Annotated in this window: 18 protein-coding genes; 6 read left to right on the top strand and 12 right to left on the bottom strand. The window is 41.3% G+C overall.

What is annotated here, in order from left to right; all coding sequences use genetic code 11:
- Positions 1 to 15: 15 nt before the first annotated feature.
- The 7 genes from FHW74_RS00465 to FHW74_RS00435 form a co-directional block, all read right to left on the bottom strand.
- The gene (locus tag FHW74_RS00465) at positions 16 to 1,662 is read right to left on the bottom strand and encodes a hypothetical protein (protein ID WP_183168640.1); all 1,647 of its coding nucleotides are present in this window, start codon (positions 1,660 to 1,662) and stop codon (positions 16 to 18) included.
- 3 nt (positions 1,663 to 1,665) lie between these two features.
- Complete coding sequence (locus FHW74_RS00460; protein WP_183168639.1) at positions 1,666 to 2,022, bottom strand: hypothetical protein; 357 nt, start codon at positions 2,020 to 2,022, stop codon at positions 1,666 to 1,668.
- 43 nt (positions 2,023 to 2,065) lie between these two features.
- Positions 2,066 to 2,362, bottom strand: coding sequence for a hypothetical protein (locus FHW74_RS00455; protein ID WP_183168638.1), 297 nt, complete (start codon positions 2,360 to 2,362; stop codon positions 2,066 to 2,068).
- A gap of 82 nt (positions 2,363 to 2,444) precedes the next feature.
- The gene (locus FHW74_RS00450; RefSeq protein WP_183168637.1) at positions 2,445 to 4,283 is read right to left on the bottom strand and encodes a phage major capsid protein; all 1,839 of its coding nucleotides are present in this window, start codon (positions 4,281 to 4,283) and stop codon (positions 2,445 to 2,447) included.
- A 9-nt stretch (positions 4,284 to 4,292) separates the two neighbouring features.
- Positions 4,293 to 5,816 (bottom strand): phage portal protein, encoded by a 1,524-nt coding sequence (locus FHW74_RS00445; RefSeq protein ID WP_183168636.1) that lies wholly within the window; start codon positions 5,814 to 5,816, stop codon positions 4,293 to 4,295.
- Positions 5,817 to 5,818: 2 nt separating this feature from the next.
- Positions 5,819 to 6,319 (bottom strand): hypothetical protein, encoded by a 501-nt coding sequence (locus FHW74_RS00440; RefSeq protein WP_183168635.1) that lies wholly within the window; start codon positions 6,317 to 6,319, stop codon positions 5,819 to 5,821.
- A 48-nt stretch (positions 6,320 to 6,367) separates the two neighbouring features.
- On the bottom strand, positions 6,368 to 8,311 hold the full coding sequence (locus FHW74_RS00435; RefSeq protein WP_183168634.1) for a terminase gpA endonuclease subunit: 1,944 nt from the start codon (positions 8,309 to 8,311) through the stop codon (positions 6,368 to 6,370).
- A 185-nt stretch (positions 8,312 to 8,496) separates the two neighbouring features.
- Between FHW74_RS00435 and FHW74_RS00430 the strand changes: the two genes are divergently transcribed.
- Entirely contained in the window at positions 8,497 to 9,258 is a 762-nt protein-coding gene (locus FHW74_RS00430; RefSeq protein WP_183168633.1) for a DUF1311 domain-containing protein, read from the top strand.
- Between the two features lie 155 nt (positions 9,259 to 9,413).
- Here FHW74_RS00430 and FHW74_RS00425 read toward each other — a convergent pair whose 3' ends face one another.
- Positions 9,414 to 9,866 (bottom strand): endonuclease domain-containing protein, encoded by a 453-nt coding sequence (locus FHW74_RS00425; RefSeq protein WP_183168632.1) that lies wholly within the window; start codon positions 9,864 to 9,866, stop codon positions 9,414 to 9,416.
- A 99-nt stretch (positions 9,867 to 9,965) separates the two neighbouring features.
- Complete coding sequence (locus FHW74_RS00420; RefSeq protein WP_183168631.1) at positions 9,966 to 10,493, bottom strand: AP2 domain-containing protein; 528 nt, start codon at positions 10,491 to 10,493, stop codon at positions 9,966 to 9,968.
- A 1,171-nt stretch (positions 10,494 to 11,664) separates the two neighbouring features.
- Between FHW74_RS00420 and FHW74_RS00415 the strand changes: the two genes are divergently transcribed.
- From FHW74_RS00415 to FHW74_RS00400, 4 genes are all read left to right on the top strand, one after another.
- Positions 11,665 to 11,832 (top strand): hypothetical protein, encoded by a 168-nt coding sequence (locus FHW74_RS00415; RefSeq protein WP_183168630.1) that lies wholly within the window; start codon positions 11,665 to 11,667, stop codon positions 11,830 to 11,832.
- A gap of 125 nt (positions 11,833 to 11,957) precedes the next feature.
- Positions 11,958 to 12,719 carry a Rha family transcriptional regulator gene (locus tag FHW74_RS00410; RefSeq protein ID WP_183168629.1) on the top strand — a complete coding sequence of 254 codons (762 nt, stop codon included), beginning with the start codon at positions 11,958 to 11,960 and terminating at the stop codon, positions 12,717 to 12,719.
- Positions 12,720 to 12,836: 117 nt separating this feature from the next.
- A complete protein-coding gene (locus FHW74_RS00405) occupies positions 12,837 to 13,394 on the top strand; it encodes a hypothetical protein (RefSeq protein ID WP_183168628.1) in 558 nt (185 codons plus the stop codon).
- Between the two features lie 2 nt (positions 13,395 to 13,396).
- Entirely contained in the window at positions 13,397 to 14,026 is a 630-nt protein-coding gene (locus tag FHW74_RS00400; protein WP_183168627.1) for a hypothetical protein, read from the top strand.
- A gap of 63 nt (positions 14,027 to 14,089) precedes the next feature.
- On the opposite strand, the gene FHW74_RS00395 is transcribed toward FHW74_RS00400, so the two are convergent.
- Positions 14,090 to 14,692, bottom strand: coding sequence for a hypothetical protein (locus FHW74_RS00395; RefSeq protein WP_183168626.1), 603 nt, complete (start codon positions 14,690 to 14,692; stop codon positions 14,090 to 14,092).
- A 379-nt stretch (positions 14,693 to 15,071) separates the two neighbouring features.
- On the opposite strand from FHW74_RS00395, the gene FHW74_RS00390 reads away from it, so the two are divergent.
- Positions 15,072 to 15,410 (top strand): hypothetical protein, encoded by a 339-nt coding sequence (locus FHW74_RS00390; protein ID WP_183168625.1) that lies wholly within the window; start codon positions 15,072 to 15,074, stop codon positions 15,408 to 15,410.
- Between the two features lie 75 nt (positions 15,411 to 15,485).
- Here the strand turns inward: FHW74_RS00390 and FHW74_RS00385 are convergent, their stop codons facing one another.
- Complete coding sequence (locus tag FHW74_RS00385; RefSeq protein WP_183168624.1) at positions 15,486 to 16,016, bottom strand: phase 1 flagellin transcriptional repressor; 531 nt, start codon at positions 16,014 to 16,016, stop codon at positions 15,486 to 15,488.
- A gap of 90 nt (positions 16,017 to 16,106) precedes the next feature.
- A complete protein-coding gene (locus FHW74_RS00380) occupies positions 16,107 to 17,603 on the bottom strand; it encodes a flagellin (RefSeq protein WP_183168623.1) in 1,497 nt (498 codons plus the stop codon).
- Positions 17,604 to 17,733 lie beyond the last annotated feature (130 nt).

The following is a 17,733-nucleotide window of genomic DNA, read 5'->3' as shown; positions in this document are numbered from 1 at the left end:
TACGGGTATTTATGGTTACAAATATCCGAGATCGATTACATCATTTAAATCAATAGCGCCAATATCCGCCGCTGAAGGTCTGTAACCAGCGTGATATATTGCGTTGCCATTAATCTTAATATTAGCGTAACTTGAAACAGCCGTTTTAATATTGAATTCGGTTAAATCGACTCCGTTATATCCTGTCAGCCACAAAGTTTGAATGTTGGGATCGGTTGACCCCGCTACGTTACCCGCCTGAACATATCCCCGATTATTGGAAGACGTGAAACGAATCGATGTATTGTTCTGGTTAATAACCAGGTTGCCAGTCATCGTGTCGCCAGTCTTTTTAACGTGGGTTTTGTCAACTGCGTTAGTGTAATTGCGTTCGTTAAGCATGATCGCGGTATTCGTGCCGCCGTCATAACTCATTGTGATCCCGTTCCAGCCTGCCGCCAGTGTGGATCTCAACTGAACGTTTTTGTTGGTATCACCAAACGCTATGTTACTGCCGTCTACAGCAGCAGCTTTAACACCACCAACGGAAACGTCACCAGTAACCGCCAGATTTCGTCCAACGGAAACGTCACGCAAAACATCTACGTCGCCAGCGGATGTAAATTTAGCGGTGTTTGCGGTTCCACCGACAATAGTTAATGAATCAATCTTATCGGTAACAACTTTCCAGTTATTTCTGGAGCTGGAAGAACTACCCGCGAACATATTAATACTGCTTACAGCATTAGCGCCATCCACACCAACCGTAACCGATGTTTTGCCCGTCAGGGTGTTGGCTGTTACTGCGTTCGTTGCTGTGAAGTTTGGAGCGGTTAAGTCGCCGCTCATGATATCGCCAGTAAGTTTTACCGCGCCGATTTCGGGCGGGGTAGGTTTCTCAGCGCTGGTGTAAACCTTGTACCAGTCTGTTTTTGTACCGTCGCCAGCAATATTACGAACCCGGATGAACGGCGATCCTGAACAGTTGATAACCAGTTGAGATCCGGCCTGTTCTGAGTCCTGTACAGCGATTGCAGCAGCGCCAGCACCAAAGGGGTTGTCAGCATTGCTCGCTTTGAACTGTAAGAACCGGTTCCCTGATAGTTGGTTGGTATCCAGGACGCCGGGAAAGTCACCAGTACCAGCGCCAACGCCGAAGTCACCCGTAAGTAACGGATCGCCAACGCGCATTAGGCCAGATTCAAGCGCATTCGTTACGCTAAGGGTATACGTTCGGGTTACTGCTGAATCATCGCCACCTGAATCATAGGAGGCTACCGGAACCGCTTCGAAAAGTTCGTAGTAGTGAACTTTCGCCTGATCACCAGTGCTCATTTCATATGTGTTTCTGAACCTGAGATCGGTTTTATTCAAAATTGCTTCGTCTAACAGCGAATGAGTATGATCGCCGTTCGGATCAATATAAACAGATAACTCAACATCATTTAACGACTGATTTCCGACCATTTTTGAAATATAGTCAGAATCATATGTTTCGATTTCTTGAACTTCTGTCTGACGGCCTAACGATGGAAACGAAACAACATTATTAATTAAGATAAACTTTGGATCGGTTGCGGTAGGCGCGTCGGTAACATCATCACTAACAGCGACTGTACCGACCGCACCAGAGAAAATATCTGGTTTTAATTTTGGGTCAACAGGGGATGTAATAGGAAGCATTTATTAATTCCTTTTGTAGTAATATGAGAATTCAAGCGTGACAGATGCCATAACATGACCATCGCTCGCTTCATCGATATAAGATGTATCAGAACTGACCGGATTAATTGAATTGATCCTAATTTCATCGGTGAAAAGGGAAGGGGTGAGATCCATAAGTTTTGAAATAACATTGTGAACACCTGTTTCGTTGATTTCTGAGAATACGACAACATCAACGGTTAACGTTGCGGTCAGCGATTTAGAATTTAACTGGATCGGTTGAAATGATTCTGTTAACCCCACTACCCACGTTTGCACTTCCTGTTTAACACCAGAATTAAACTGGTCAACAACTTTTAATTTCCAGTCGTCAGCCATTATCGATTCAAGTTTTCGCTTAATCTGGATGCGCGGGAGTGTATCAGATGTATTTTCCACGTTTCACCCCGTCACCTTTGAAGTTTAAATGTGCGTTAATGATCCCTGAATTGTCATCGTCAATATATCCAACTTCATAACGTTTAGAATCGATAATAACAATGTCGTTTTGTTCAACTTTCCCTTGTTGACAAGTTAGTTTTGTCGTTTGTGAAATCTGGCCCTGATTCTCTATTAAAGACTGTTCGTAAATTGCGCGAACGTTTGAACCGTCCTCTTTTTGATACACGTCGCCAAACTTTAAAAGTTTATCAATCTGACTTTGTGAAAATTTAATCATAAAATACCCTCTTTATATTTTATTATTTAAGGGCATAAAAAAAGCGCCCCTGAAGGAGCGCTTAATTTAAGAGAAGATATTATTACGGGCCAACTTTAGGAACCAGCACCTTCAGCGCGTCATCATGACGGTAGCCAACATCAGCGTTCAGCCAGATACGCGGCACAATAGCGCCTTGTGAACGGTAAGTGGTATCGTCCATATCCAGTTCAACGGAACCCCAGGAACCCAGAACGATGTTTGACCAGTCGCCTACGTAAATCTTGTTATCACCAACCAGACCAGTAGTTTCAACAGGCAGGCCACACATAGTGTTTGTAATCTCATCTACGATGTAACCCGGTACACCAGCAGTTTTCAGCGTGGTCATAAGAGCCGCTTTGGTGGCGTCGGTCATGACACAGGTCATAGACTCATAGAAGCCTGCATCACGCATTTTCGCGATTTCCGCCAGGATCTCTTCGTATTTATAAGAAGTAGATTTCAGCGCTGTAGCAGAGAACATATCGTTGATTGATTTCGGCGCTTTAGCAGTATTAACACCAGCAGCCGCAAAAAGGGTTTTTTCCAGTGCAATCTGTGAACCACGCATGATGTGTTCAACCACGATACGTTCCAGATCCGGTACAGTTTGCAGACTGTATTTGGACATCGGAACACCACCGGAGAAGTTTTTCGGGGTCATTGTGAAACTTTCGACCGCAATATCAGTTTCCGGGCCTGCGCCGTTCTCGTCCACCCAGCCAAAAGAATCAACAGCATTCTTGGACATTTTCGGAAGAGTCAACGGAGTTGTCAGGTTGTCATATTTGGTGATGTTCAGACGACCCAGAACGGAACGTTGCAGAACCACATCAAGGAACGAGGACATATCCAGACCATCCGGGGTGATCTTCGCTACTTTACTTGCGGTCACACCAGCACCAGCAGCACGGGCCAGAGCATTACCAGGAATGAAAATACCACCATGATTAGAAGTAGCATTACGTGCCAGTTCCTTATGAACTTCGAGTTCACGACCGTTCAGGGTGCCACCGTTCATTTTCGCGCGGATCGCTTTACCGAGATTGTAATCCTTCATCAGGTTCTGTTCGGTATCGCGGCTACGGGTTGCGCGGTATACCGGGCGCACAGGTTTAGCGCGTTTACCCTCACGCATTGCCTTAATTGAACGAACTTCTTCTTCAGTCAGTTCAATTTTTTCTTCTTCTTCGGGTTCTTCTTCTTCAACAACTTCTTCTTCGCGTTTTGCGCGCATCTTACGAATTTCTTCGATCTCGTCTGGTGTGAGTTCGAGTTCTTCAATCTGTTCAACTTCTTCTTTGATGATTTCATCAGCCATTTTTTGAATCTCTTTATTAGTTTCAGCGTTGCGCTGTATGTTTTTATTTAGGGAAAGTTTTATTTCGCTTTTTTCAGGTTTATTACGGTTAATTCCCACGTTGTCTGAAGCCGGAACTGAAACAACAGAAACCTCATACGGCGCGAAATAAGCCATAAGGTCTTCACCAATTAATTCGTATTCAGTCAGGTCGTAACCAAAAGAAATTTTTGAAAGCGTTCCTTCTATTATTTTTAAACGGATTTCATTAGTTAGATCGCCCACAGCCGAAAATTGAATTTGGCAACGGCCTACACCATCGGGGTCAATTCGTGCAGATCCTTCAACCACCTTTCCAATCGGTAATTCGTGGTTATGTTGATATAAAAGAGGCGCACCGTTGTTTAGTCGGCTTAAGTCAATCTTTGCCGGGTTGTCATGGCGTAATATTTCGTTAACCAGAATCGGATATCCGTTATCGTCTAAAAACTCCCGGACTACGGGTGTTTCATCAGAAAAAGCGATATCGAAAATATACTGTTCTTGATCACCACCAGAGGACAACACCGACAAATTACGCCGGAGTTGTTTTTTACTCATGTGTTTTCCTTATTGCTGAATCACGTCATTATTTAGTGAATCATTTTCAGGAGGAATGTCTTCTGGTGTTAAGGTGTGAGTATCAGCATCGATTTCTTCATCTACTTTTTGCGGATCGCCACCGATGGCAATAATTGCTTCATGGCGTGACATAAATTTATTGCGAACAGCTACTTCATAAGCCTGATATTCTTTAATCGGATCTACCGATTTCATACCTTCGCCTGAAAAAGTTGTGTTGAAAATCACGTCATCAACTGCTTTTTGAGTCAGTGGCAAAACATCATCATCAATACAGCACCGTAAAAACTCTTCGAACAAAGGAATAATTACCTGTTCTTTCAGTTTGTCGCGCAAAATAGCAAATCGAGCGTTGGTTTGTAGCTGTCCAAAACGAGCAGAACTGAAATTAACGTTTTTGGTTGAATTCAGTAGCGCGTTCGAATAAACACCCAGGCCAGCGGCGATCTGTTCGATGGTTGCTTCCGCGAATGATTCGTATGAATCGCCGTTAGAGTTAGCCGTTACCGATTTCGCGGAATAACCAGCGGGTAATTCCATGATCAGACCAGGCGACATTTCTTGCGTGATTTCTTGGTGTTCACCTTCATCATCGTCCAATAACGAATCCTGTGATTTATCGCGCTCTAAGAACGTCATTGAAGCAGCGGTGATTTGCTTTTGTACCAGAGAAGCAAAGGTAAAGTCGTTCAGGTGATTCATCAGGTTCATCGACGCGAGAAAATCAGTTACGCCCCTGTATGAATCAGGTAATACCCCGTCAAAATGATGCAAAATTTCTTCTGCCGGGATACGCTGTGAAGTGCCGGAATAAGTCTGGGTTAAAATATCGAAATCACGTAGCCAGTAAGCAACAACCTCATTAGTATCAATATCGAATTCAATACCCTGATAAATGACGGTATCTGGTTCTTCACCTTGTTTGGTTAAATTTCGGTCTACACGTTCAGACGGAATAATTTCTACCCTGATTCCTTCTTCAAAACGATGAATTCGAATAAAAGTTTCACCATCGATAATCCGGGCTTTACTCACTTCACGCAAAAATTGCTTAAAAGTGAATTTTTTATTCAGTGAAAATCGTTGCGGGTTTTCTGCGAACTTCAACCATTCGTCACTGATACGTTTATTCAGGGCAATGTTCAGTTCACCTTTTCGGTTTACCAGCGAAACCGTCGGGTTAATTCCCTTAGAGCCTACAACGCCGTCAGTAACAACACGAATATAGTTAGCCGCCAGGGGATTATTCACAACGAGATCACGCGCCTGGAACATCACCTGTTGCTGTTGATAAGCACCGATAGCACGGTTAATAGGGGCGGTAATACCATCACTGGACGAACCCGAAATACGGTTCGTATTAATGCCTAATGCCCGTTTAAAAAATCCTGTCCCAACGGGAGAAACAATCCGGGAAAGCGCCTTACGGAATTGTCTGTGTTGCTTTGGTGTGTCTGGATGCAAAATAGATTTATTGGATTTCTTGCGAAACCTGTTAATAAAATTAAACATGGTTAATCCCTTGTAAATTTAACTTTGATTGCGGTAATAGGTGATTTGCCTTGTTTAGCGCGTTTGGTTCTAACCGCTTGTGCAAGTTGTGTTCGTAGTGAATCGGATAATGCAACCAAATCGGCAAGGGACGAATAAACGAGTGTTTTCGAATTAATACTGAGTTGAGTTAATACACCCTGATCATCTTCCAGCTTTGCGGAAATAACCTGATCAATCAGTTTTAATTGCTCACGTAGGGTATCAACGCGATCTTCTTTATCGAACAAACCGATAATTTTTAAAGGTGTAATACGGATAATGTCACCGCTATGATTTAAAGCGGTAATCAAATACTTTCCTGTTTCTAATTGGGTTGACGGAAAAGTGATAAACTGTTCACCATTATTAGTTCTGGCAAATACGGTTTTTTCATTCTGGTCAATAACAGAAAAGGACTCCGCATCGGTAAGTCCATCAAAAGTGATCGGTAGTCCTTTTCTGACGGTAATTTGTGGTGTCATATAAAAGCCCTGTATTCTTTGAATCATATAGGCTATTTATTGATGTTTTTAACGGCGCGAAATCCATCCGGTTAGTTTTGGTCTTCGGGACATAGGACGATCTGGTTTCAAAACTTTCCTTTCTGGTTCAGGTTGTTTTGTAGATATAGCTTTTAACGGTTCCTGTGGGGTTAAATCGTCCTCTGTGGCCATTTCGGGTTCAGGTAATACATAAGTGTTAATTTTTTCTTTGTATTCTCTGAGGCGCTTCCACGGGTTCTTTTTGATGCCTTTTAAAACCAATTCCATTCCGGCTAATGCATAGTTGAAACAGTCAGAGGCTTCGTTTCGTTCCTGTCCTTTTTTAAGTACCCATTTGATCCCGGTTGCGGTTCGTTTCATTTCTTCGGCTGTAAGCTGTTCAAAGAAGTCATCAGGAACCGTATTTGATATTTCAAGTTTCATCGGGGCTGACCCGTTCAAGTTACGGTTGATGATTTCTTGCGCTTTGAATTTAAGCTGGCTTACACCGAGTACATACAATTCCTGTCCACCTGTCCTTGATGGCTGGATCGGGATGGTTGGCGCGTTGAGTGAACTTGAACCTTTGATCGCGTGAAGTTTGTTCCAGCGGTTACAATTTCGGTAGACTGTCTGGGTTGCCCTTCCGTTCCCGCTATCGAGAGAAGCCCACAACATAGGAACTTTCTTCCCGGATACTGTTCTGAAATCGGATTTAAGGAAGTCGATTAATTTCGTGTATGCCGGACTGTCAGCGCGTTCGCAATCCAGATCGTAGAAACTACGATGATCGAGGATATAAATTGTTTTTTCGGATATTCCCAATAAGGTGGCTTCCAATCTCGATTTCTGTTGGTCAATACCTGCGACTAAAAATAAAACATCACCTGGTATTCTTGTAACCGATATTTGATCAGATTTAAGTTTTTCGAGTTGGTCAATTTCGATGTCTGCGTTTAAGTCGTCGTAACTGGTAGCAAGTGCGGTGTTATAGAATACCTGCAAGCTGAAACTCTGGAATGCGTCGGCGTAATCCTGAACAATGCTTTCTACGGTCGCCAGTGGGCTTACCAATCGCGTTATATGAAACCCGATGATATTACTTGCTGGATTGGTCGCCCGGAATTTTCCGCCAGAGATAGCACGTATACGTTCAGCCTCCGTCCACGCTTTTTGGCAATGAGGACATACATACCTTGCACCTTTAGCCGTCGGGATCCGTTTGCCTTGCTGAACTTCCCAATCGAACTTCACATTGTCCCATTCAAGGGTTTGTTCGCTGTCGCAATGGGGACATGAACAGAAGAACAATCGCTTATCCGATTTGTCATATTCAACTGAAACTGGCCCATGCCGTGTAGTAGGGGTGGAACTGATAACTACTGGCGATTCACCCTGAAAAGCAAAAACCCGCTGTTCTGCAAGAAGGATTGGGTTGCCTTCACTTTCGCTTTCCTGTGCGGCGTCCACCTCGTCAAGAAATACACCACCTCCGATTGTTTTACCCCTAAGGTGTGAAGGTGAGGTGAGGGATAGCATGTATAAAAATGAACCATTTGTTAATTGAATTTGGGCCTGATTATTTACAGAATCCTTCGATGATTTTGATGTGATCAAGGAGCGTAATGAATCCGATTGATTGATCATTGGAAGTAATTTCGAATTCAACCATTGACCGACTTCACGCGTTGTGGATTGACCAACTGCGCATGAGTGACCGCTGGTAGCCATTTTATATCCGATCATTGCGTTCATCAGGTTCGTTTTACCCGCCTGTGCTGGCAGCTTCATAACGATTTTCTTCTGTCCTTCGAGCAGGGAATCAGCGATCTGTTTTTGAAATGAATACAGGCGCATCTTTTGGCCTGCGCTGGGGCCATCGACAAAAATAAGGTTATTTTCAGCCCATTCACTCGGGGCTAATACTGGCGGCGGTATAATGTTGGGAGCACAAGATTTAAAAATATTTTTTAACTTATCAATATTGGTCATGTTATTTCCTCTCTGACCAATATTTAGGATATAAAAATATTATTTTTAGATATTATCTGCTGAATTTACATGCAGGTTGTTTCAAGAGATATTTGTGAACATAGGCACATGTTTGTTAAACAATCTTGCCAGTAAAAATCAATAGGTTATAATCGTGGTGGGTGTAAATTTTTAAGGGATATGAAATGAAGGTAACTAAGACGTTTTTACCACTATTGTTTTTATGCAGTAGCGCTCATGCAGTCACTTTCAACGAAATAACTTTTTCGCCTCAAGAAATGAAAACAGCATTTCAAAAAAATGAACTGCGGGCTGATAAAAAATTCGATTGCTCATATATAGTCAAAGGCGTTCTTAATGAAGTCTACCGAAACCCAATGAGCGAAAACACATATCAAATCAGGTTGAGGGGCGGTGTAAATATTTACTTTGAAGATTTGGATCAGAAGCCAAATATAGCGAAAGATATTGCAGATTTAGAAATTGGGGATGAGGTCTACGTTCTTGCTTATAAAGCTCATTATTCTTTAGGAGATGTTTGGGGTGATAAAGGATATGCTGTTAAGAAGAACTTAGATGTAAATAAAAAAATTGAAGATGATTTGAAAATTTGTATCAATGAAAACGTAAAATCAGTTCAAATGAGTGAATCGGTTACTGAAAAAAATAATATTTCAATCGATAAAAAATCATCAAATGAGGATCAATCCTCTGATTCTATGCAGTCAAAAAAATTAAGTGTTGATGATGCTGTGTATTACTCGATGGCCGATAAAAAGTTGAACGTTATATGGTCTTCTTTAACAAAAGAACAAAAGGATAAAATTCTTCCAGATCAAAGACAGTGGATAAAAAACAAAGAAAAATGTGCGGATATGTTTTGCAAAACAGAGCATACTATTGATCGGATAATTGAATTAACAAAATACGCGGAAAGCTCAAGATAATAAATAAGCCCCTTTTAATGAAAGGGGCTTAGTAAAAAGGTTTGATACATGTCTAAGTGCATCCAAAACGACACCCTGAAAAATGCCGTTTTGGATGCCCTTGTATTAAGGGCTACTCATGCGGGATTTAATCACCGCCTCTTTTGTATATTTATTTATGCAAGTTTTTCACGATATGTTTTCTTAAAGATATCTACCAACTGTTCCCGGCTATAAGTTCGGTCTGCGCCTGCGCCTGCGGAACGGAGTTCTTTAATCATTTTTTCTTTGTTGAAGCGGGAAAATTTCTTCGCCATATCGTTAACGTGGTTCGGGTGAATAGGGTTGTTCGAATAATCCTGTTCCCAATAGTCAGCAAGATTACGTAGAACATCAGGCCAATCAGCACCGGATAACCCTGCACGATAGAACAAGGTTTGTATGCGCCCCTCGAAGCCGTTACAGCCTACGTGAAGCAATCCGCGCATATGCCCGCTGTAGTGTGAATGGTCACCGTTTGAAGCGTTCCAGAAAGGAAGAGCACGTTTGCAGATAGGACAGATACCGTTCTGGTTGTCGAACTGGTTCTTTTTCCATTCTTGAAGTGATTTCTGGGTAAGTATGGTCATGGTTAAATCCTTTATTGATGTCCATATTTACCGGATGTTATTGATATCCCCGCTGGTTTTGTGGTTTGTTTGTCCGGCTGGGAGGGGATCGATCACGACTTAACGAGAAGTGTGTTCTTCAACGTAGCATTCACCAAACAACTCTTTTGCTTTTGCCTTGTATGCTTCGCTGGCTTCAATGGCGGTATCAAAATAATCAATACTGATCCGTTTGCCGTTAAGTTTGATACCAGCGGAATAGCGTTTTTTATTTTTATCGAATGAAACGCCACGATAACCAGTAGTATTGTCGGATCGCATTTTTCGTTTCATACAGTTTTGAGATTGAGTTATCGCCTGTATATTTCCGATTCCGTCGCCAGCTTCTACACCATGAATGTGATCCACAATTGGGGGGAGGTATCCATGCACAGAAAAGAAAATTACACGGTGTTTATGGTATAGCTTCTTTTTAAATCCAATCTGGGTATAACCATGTGGTTTTAAACATCCGGCAGGTTTACCAGATTTCTTATAGGTAACTTCGCCTGATGGTGCATGAACATCGACAATCTTTAATAGTTCTTTGATAGCTTCGATTTCATCGTTGATGGTTCGGTCTTTACGGGAGAATGAGAATTCGGTCATTTTGGTATCTCTTGTTTTGAAGTATCTTTATTTAGTGGCCTGTTTAGAAGTGGTTTTAATAGATAGCTGAATGGCTATGCATATAAAGTGATTTATCATGCATGGCTAGAATTAAAAAAGTTACTTTACATGGCTGGGAACCCGCATTCCTTCGTTGAAAAAGTTACTTGAGATCCTCTGAGAACCCCGGTATCACTGGGTTCGTCGCCTATAATATATAAGTAATTCACTGAATATAACTATTCATAGAATGAATAATAAAAAAGATAGATCACGGTGCGAAGCACCGATCGCGAAGCGACAACGTAATATCACTAAAAATATTAAATTTAATCTAATGTTAAAATGTCCACTTTTCTCTAATATATAATTATATATAAGACAATAGACATTACTACTTTCAAGTATCGATCGTAGTTAATGGATAGATTTCTTCGCTTCGCTCGAAATCCTTCGGCCTGCGGCCTCAGTGTTATTTTTAAAATCCTTCATGAATGAGGTTTTGAGAGGGTTTTAAATAAAGGTAAGGAAAGGTATTAGAATTAGGTTTAAATCGTTTTTGGTTCGATTTAGAAGGGTTCTGAGTGGGTTTAAATTATGAGTTATGAGATATGAATTCACAGGTAAGAATTATATTGATCTGAATCAATGTTGATGTGTGTGTAAACTAACCATTCTTAGTATGAATTTCAAGGTTAAAATAAAATAAATATTTTGAGTGATCGGTTTGACTTCATAATAAAAAAATTTATGATTGAATTCATCGGTAACTGGTGTTCTATAAATACAGTTACGAAGAGTAAAGGGAATTCCTTCTCTTACTAAAAATTTAGATACCAGCAAGGCGAGATCACCCACTTCCCCGATCTGATTGCTGAACGGTAATTGATAAGACCGTTGCCTTAGAACCCTTCGAGAGTTCATGTGTAAGCACTGGAGTAGTGTTTCATGATGAATTTTTGATTCTGGTTCATCTGATTAAAAATTGTTCGGTTAAACTATTAATTTCTCGAAAACGTTGACTTTGATCAATGTTTATATCGTGCTGATTAATATTCGAACAAAACTTGAAATAACACCCTATAAATACATGTATGAATCAAAAACTGATTCTGAACATAACGCCTACGGGCGTATTTTTTGAACTGAATAAAAAAATGGAAATCATTCTATGAAACTGAATTTAGCAAAACTGAAAGTAGTTGCGCCTGAATATCTATCAGCAGACAAAGACGAAAAGCCAGCCATTCTTAAAAAATACGGAATTGCACGAAGCACGTTATATGCGGCGTTAAAACGTTATAATCTGGATTTCGTAAAGAACGTAACGTTATCCTGATTCTGATGTAAAAAGCCCCAGCCATAAGGCCAGGGCATCGATAGTAAAAACTTGTGAGGATTAAATTATGGAAAACATAAACGGCTATAATGCCAAAACACATTTATATTTAATAGGTATCAACAATGACAAATATCGTAAACTTTATTCGTGAAACCAATATCAACTCTTTCTGCGCATTTGGATCCGCTGTAGATGCACAGATGAACAGTATCGAGATTGCTAAACTAATCGGCGTTCGCCACGATAATCTTAAAACATCCATAGAACGATTGGTTGAATCTGGTGTTATCCGAACCCCTGCAATGAAGGTTTTCGAGGAAATCAATAACTTAGGATTCAATGTTCCGCGTGAAGTATACGTGTTCGAAGGTGAACAAGGTAAACGCGATTCTTATGTTATTGTTGCACAGAACAATCCTATTTTCATGGCATCAATTGTGGATCGCTGGATTGAATTAGAGAAACGAGCGGCGTTTGCTGGCCTGCCTGACTTTACTGATCCGGGGGAGGCTGCTAGAGCATGGGCTGAACAGTTCGAACAGAAGGTTTTAGCACAGAAGGAAGCAACCGCACTTTCGAAAGAGTCGCACGCTAAATCACAGCATGGTATGAAGATGTCCGAATTTATGGGAACTACTTCATCAAAGGTATCTCGCGAAGGTTTGCGCTATTGCGTTGAAAAAGGTTGGTTAACGCCACATTACATCGGCAATAAACAAAACGGTTATAACATTACCCCAGAAGGAGAAAAATATTTCATCCGTTCTACTTCTGGAAATACTAAACGCCATGATGTTATGTGTTTGCCTGCACTTCGTGAAGTATTCAACCCGAAGTTGTATCCGAGCGTACGTATTAACGAACTTCGTAACTTCGCTGCATAAAGCAAAAAGCCCCCTGCGCTAACGGGGGCCTTATAAGGAAAATATAATGTCAAAAACAATTTACTAACTGATAGTGGTATTACGAGTGCCACTAATAACTATAACAAAGGTATTCGAATGAACTTTCATTTACGTATTAAAGATGGTCATAGCTACTACAACGACCGACCTTGTTACTATTTTATCAATAGTTCCAAACAGGATTCTATTGAACAGGTTCAATCTTTATCACCTGTATGTATTTACGGTGACAATTTTAAAGAAGTAAAAAAGAACATCCGCACTGAATACAAGAAAGAAGAAAACCCACGGTTAGAAATGACCGGAGCATTAAAGAAACGGTTCACCCTGATAGAACAGAAGATCAACGAACTGATTATGCCGGGTGAATCAATCAACCGGGTTTATTTCCATTTTAATAACGCAATGAGTAAGCCAATGGTGATCGTGTGCTTAGGAGTGCATACAGGCGCAATCACAGGCATTGAACGGGGTAGGGTAATCATAAGTGGAGTGGATACCATAATTGAACAGGATCATTTTGTTCATGATAATCGTTGTGATTATTACCAGGGCGAGTGGAATTACATCACGAGTAAATCAGGTAAATTTTTTATTAATGTTAATTGCGCTAAACGTGAGTATGAGAAACCGTTAGCATACAGAGGGAAATAATAATGAGTGAACAAAAAACAGGACGTGGACACGCAGGTAAGAAACGCAAAGAACTACGCGCAAAAGAACTAATCGGAACCCGTTACACTTCGAAAGATGGTGAATTTGAAATCATCGGCTATGAGGGCAATACACGCGTTACTGTAAGGTTTACAGCAACAGGGTACGAAACGGTAACATCGATGTATTGTGTTCAACAGGGAAGGGTACATGACCGTTACCGCCCGGCGATCTGCGGAATAGGGTATATTGATGACCGTTTCCCTGTTGAACCGAAGATCCGGCAGAAAGCGTATATGATGTGGCATGCAATGCTAAAACGTTGTACGGATCCAGATAACCACAACTACAACGACGTTACTGTAGATCCAGGGTGGCACAGCTTCAAAAACTTCTTCGAAGAAATCCAGCAATTGGAAGGATACGACCGCTGGTTAACAGAACGGTATATTGCCCTGGACAAAGACATCAAAGTTAAAGGGAACCGGGTATACGGTAAGGAATTCTGTAAGTTCGTTACGGTAGGCGAAAACGCGATTGATGCAGTAGCCCGTAAGATGGAAAAGCAGTGGATAGCAAAACAACACAAGCCAAAACCTGAACCTGTTTCGGTATTATCCGTGCAATGGTAGCCCCGATTAAGGGCTAACCGAACAATATAATAAGGCAGCAACAAAAGAAAAAGAATTCAACCATTATTCGTTCTCCTCGAAGAAATCGGGTTCGTCGTCGTCCACGATATCCGGTTCTGCAATTACCGGAACAGATTCAACCGGGTATGTGGTTCCGTTGTCTTCGCTGATATCGGTTAGAACAGGGTCATAAAAGAAACTATCAGATTCCATTACTGCCCCGATCTCGTTTAAACGCTCCACAATGACACGCTGAAGGGCTTCTTTTAACGATCTGGTGTCGGTGGCTTGTTCAAGAAGAAAGCGGGCCTGTGTTGTTGAAATTTGGGTCATCGACGTTCGGACTTGTGAACAGTATTTCGATAATGCAGCCTGAACCAGGGCAACAGGTATTAACGAACCAGCTTGAGATCGTTCATCCATTTCCGCGATTCGGGCTTCGGCCTCTGCCTTTTTCAGTTTTGCGAGTTTAAGTTTTTCGGACGTGTCCAGATCCTTGAGCGGATCCAGAATATTTTTCACAATCCAGTCTGTTGAATCTTTCTCTGGATATTTTTTCTTATTGGTATCGTATGGTATCCCGCGCTCACGCCATTTCTGAACACCTTGGATACTGAAACCATATCGACGGGCAATTTCGGATGCGGTAATAAAATTTTGTTCCATTTGCGTAATCTCTGTTTGAAGTATTTCGCAAGGTTTACCCTTACTGGATTTATTTATGCCGTGAAAAAGTGGGGTATTTTTTTGAATTTAAATTGAACGTTTTCGAAGAAGTTGTATTATAAATTGGTTTCATTCGAAGAGGTTTTACAACTGTGCGAAACCTTCAGAATTTATGAAAAATCTTATGTAATATTTTGATAGGTTCTGGCTATTGTAACTTAACCACTTTTAAAAAAATATATATGACTTAAAGACCGGGGGCTTGAAGTTACGCATTTTTCTAATCGCCAAGAAGAACCTAAAAAATTTTGAACAAAACCGCATTAATCGTTATTCATTCATATTATTATAGTACTTTCACGTTTTCGCAGGGAAGGACATGAATCCAGATTTTATTGTTCCATTAATCGGCTTATGCGCAATCATTTGTGGCGTTACTATGTATTTTTTGTACAGAGCAAATGAACTAGATAGATTAGGAAGGAGTTTGATTTTAGCCTCCCTTGCACTTTTTGTGTATCTGAACCATTTTGTTCTTAGATTCATAATACAACGACTTGCCGACAAATCAGGTTTCGTTAGTGTATACGACAACACCTATTTATCTGAGATTATTTATAATCTTACCTGTGTAATGGTTTCTTATATTTTGACGTCTTCTTTTGGTGGTTATCTGGGGGCGAAGAGAAAATTTAAAAACAAACAAGGTTCAAAATAAAATTATTTTTGTCCCATACTTTGCTGTGCATATGGGACTTGTCATATGTTTTATCTTCTGAATTATTAGAAATGATCAGTTTTCTACGTAATCATCTGACGTGATACGACTAACCCAGTCGAACATAATTTGCGTATGATTACCGTTGGGTTTAACTAGTCCAACCTGACAGGCGTTAACACCAGTTGTTTTCCCCTCAATAACACGGCCATCAATCATATAAACTCGTATGCCTACGCCCTGCTGAAAGCATTTATTGCATATGGAGAAAAAGTCTTTACGGGTAGGTTCGGTAACGGAAGCGTTGAATTGCTCAGGTTCAATCAGATACGGTTTAGCGTCTGAATCAACAGGCAGTTCCTCTAACGACGCGATGTATTCCATCGAAATTTTTATCCGCTTCGTGCCTTTGGGTCTGCTTGAGGCGTAGATAACATTCTCTTCAGGATAAAACTTTGCGACGTAACCAATGATTGATAACCCGTTGCAACTTACCATTTTGACCGGAACGTCATTAAACCGCAGAAACTGAAGCCTTCTGGATAAAAGAGAATAATCGCGAGGCCAAACTTCCGCGTCCCGTCCGTATGTGATGTCGTTAACCATTAAGCAATACCTACAACCAAGTCATTACGATAAACAAAATTTACATATAAAAAAACCCCACCGAAGCGGGGTTTATCAAGGTTTTGCGAATTAACGCAGCAGAGACAGAACGTTCTGCGTAACCTGGTTAGCCTGTGCCAGTACAGAAGTACCTGCTTGTTGCAGGATCTGCGCACGGGACATGTTGGATACTTCGGTCGCGTAGTCAGCATCTTCGATACGGCTACGAGCAGAAGACAGGTTGTTAACGGTGTTGCCCAGGTTGGTGATAGCAGAATCGAAACGGTTCTGGATAGCACCCAAATCTGAACGGAACGTATCAACTTTTGCCAGTGCTTTATCAAGCGCAGCTAACGGGTTCGCAGTCGTTTCAGTTGCAGCAACTGCCACGGCATCAGTGCGAAGATCTTTACCTTTCAGTTCATCAGCTTTGTAGGTTTTAGCTTCATCACCTGTACCAACGGTAACAAGTTTAGTTTTGCCATCGAGTCCGCCGATCTGAACTTTTGCATCAGTAACTGGATTGCCCTTTGCATCGGTATAACTAACAGTTTCCATTGAGACATCGCCAGTAGCTTCATCAACTTTTGCTGCGTAGTATTTGTTATCGGTTCCTTTGATTGCATAACCGGCGTCTTTTCCAGCTTCGTCAGTTAATTTAACTAATTTAGCGCCTTGAATTGCAGCAGTAGTATCAGGATCGATTTTTACATTTACATTCCCTGCAACAGGAGCTGTATCAGGAACAGTAGTTGTTTCAGTTAAACCGGTTAGATCTGCTTTACCTGAATCCGAAAGTAATGTTAATTCTCCAGCATTTGATTGAGTGCTGTCATCAATGATGGATACTTCATAAATCCCAAGCTGAGAGTCATCGCTGGAATCGGTGACTTGGATAAAGTATTTATCGCCATCAGTATAGATTTTACCATCAGTTTCAGCATTTGTATCAATAGAGGAAAGATCTAATGCAGTACTATCAGCAATGGCAATTGGTGAATTAGTACCTGTAGCAGTTCCAAAACTGGTGACCTCTGCATCAGTCATCTTAGCCTGTTTCTGAACGCTGAAGCCATCCAAACCCAGAGTACTGGAGTTAATTTCTTGCAGGTTAATGGTGATGGTTTCGTTGTCATTCGCACCAACCTGAATGGTCAACCCTTGCTCTTTAGACAGAACTTTTACGCCGTTAAACTGAGTCTGTTGAGACACACGGTCGATTTCACCCAGGCGCTGAGTAATTTCAGCCTGAATAGAGTCCAGGTCAGAAGTAGAGTTAGTATCATTGCTGGCCTGAACAGCCAGTTCACGAATACGCTGTAAGTTGTTGTTGATTTCGTTCAGAGAACCTTCAGTGGTCTGCGCGATGGAGATACCATCGTTGGCGTTACGGGAAGCCTGAGTCAGACCTTTGATGTTGGAGGTGAAGCGGTTAGCAATCGCCTGGCCAGCGGCGTCGTCTTTAGCGCTGTTGATACGCAGACCGGAAGACAAACGCTCAATAGCGGAGCTAAGGGAAGACTGGGATTTGTTCAGGTTATTTTGAGTCAACAGCGACAGGCTGTTAGTGTTGATAACTTGTGCCATAAAATTTTCCTTTTAGGTTTATTACGCCAGGCGTGCCTGTGTCACTACAAGTTATCGTCAGGTCATTTATAAACTTTATAACTTTATTACCGCATTTTTTAATGTTTTGTTTTTATTGACTATTTTTCGG

It is taken from the genome of Atlantibacter sp. RC6, from assembly GCF_014193285.1.
Classification (GTDB): Bacteria; Pseudomonadota; Gammaproteobacteria; order Enterobacterales; family Enterobacteriaceae; genus Atlantibacter.
Note: the sequence above shows the minus strand (reverse complement) of the source record. Positions and strands in the feature narration are given on the sequence as shown.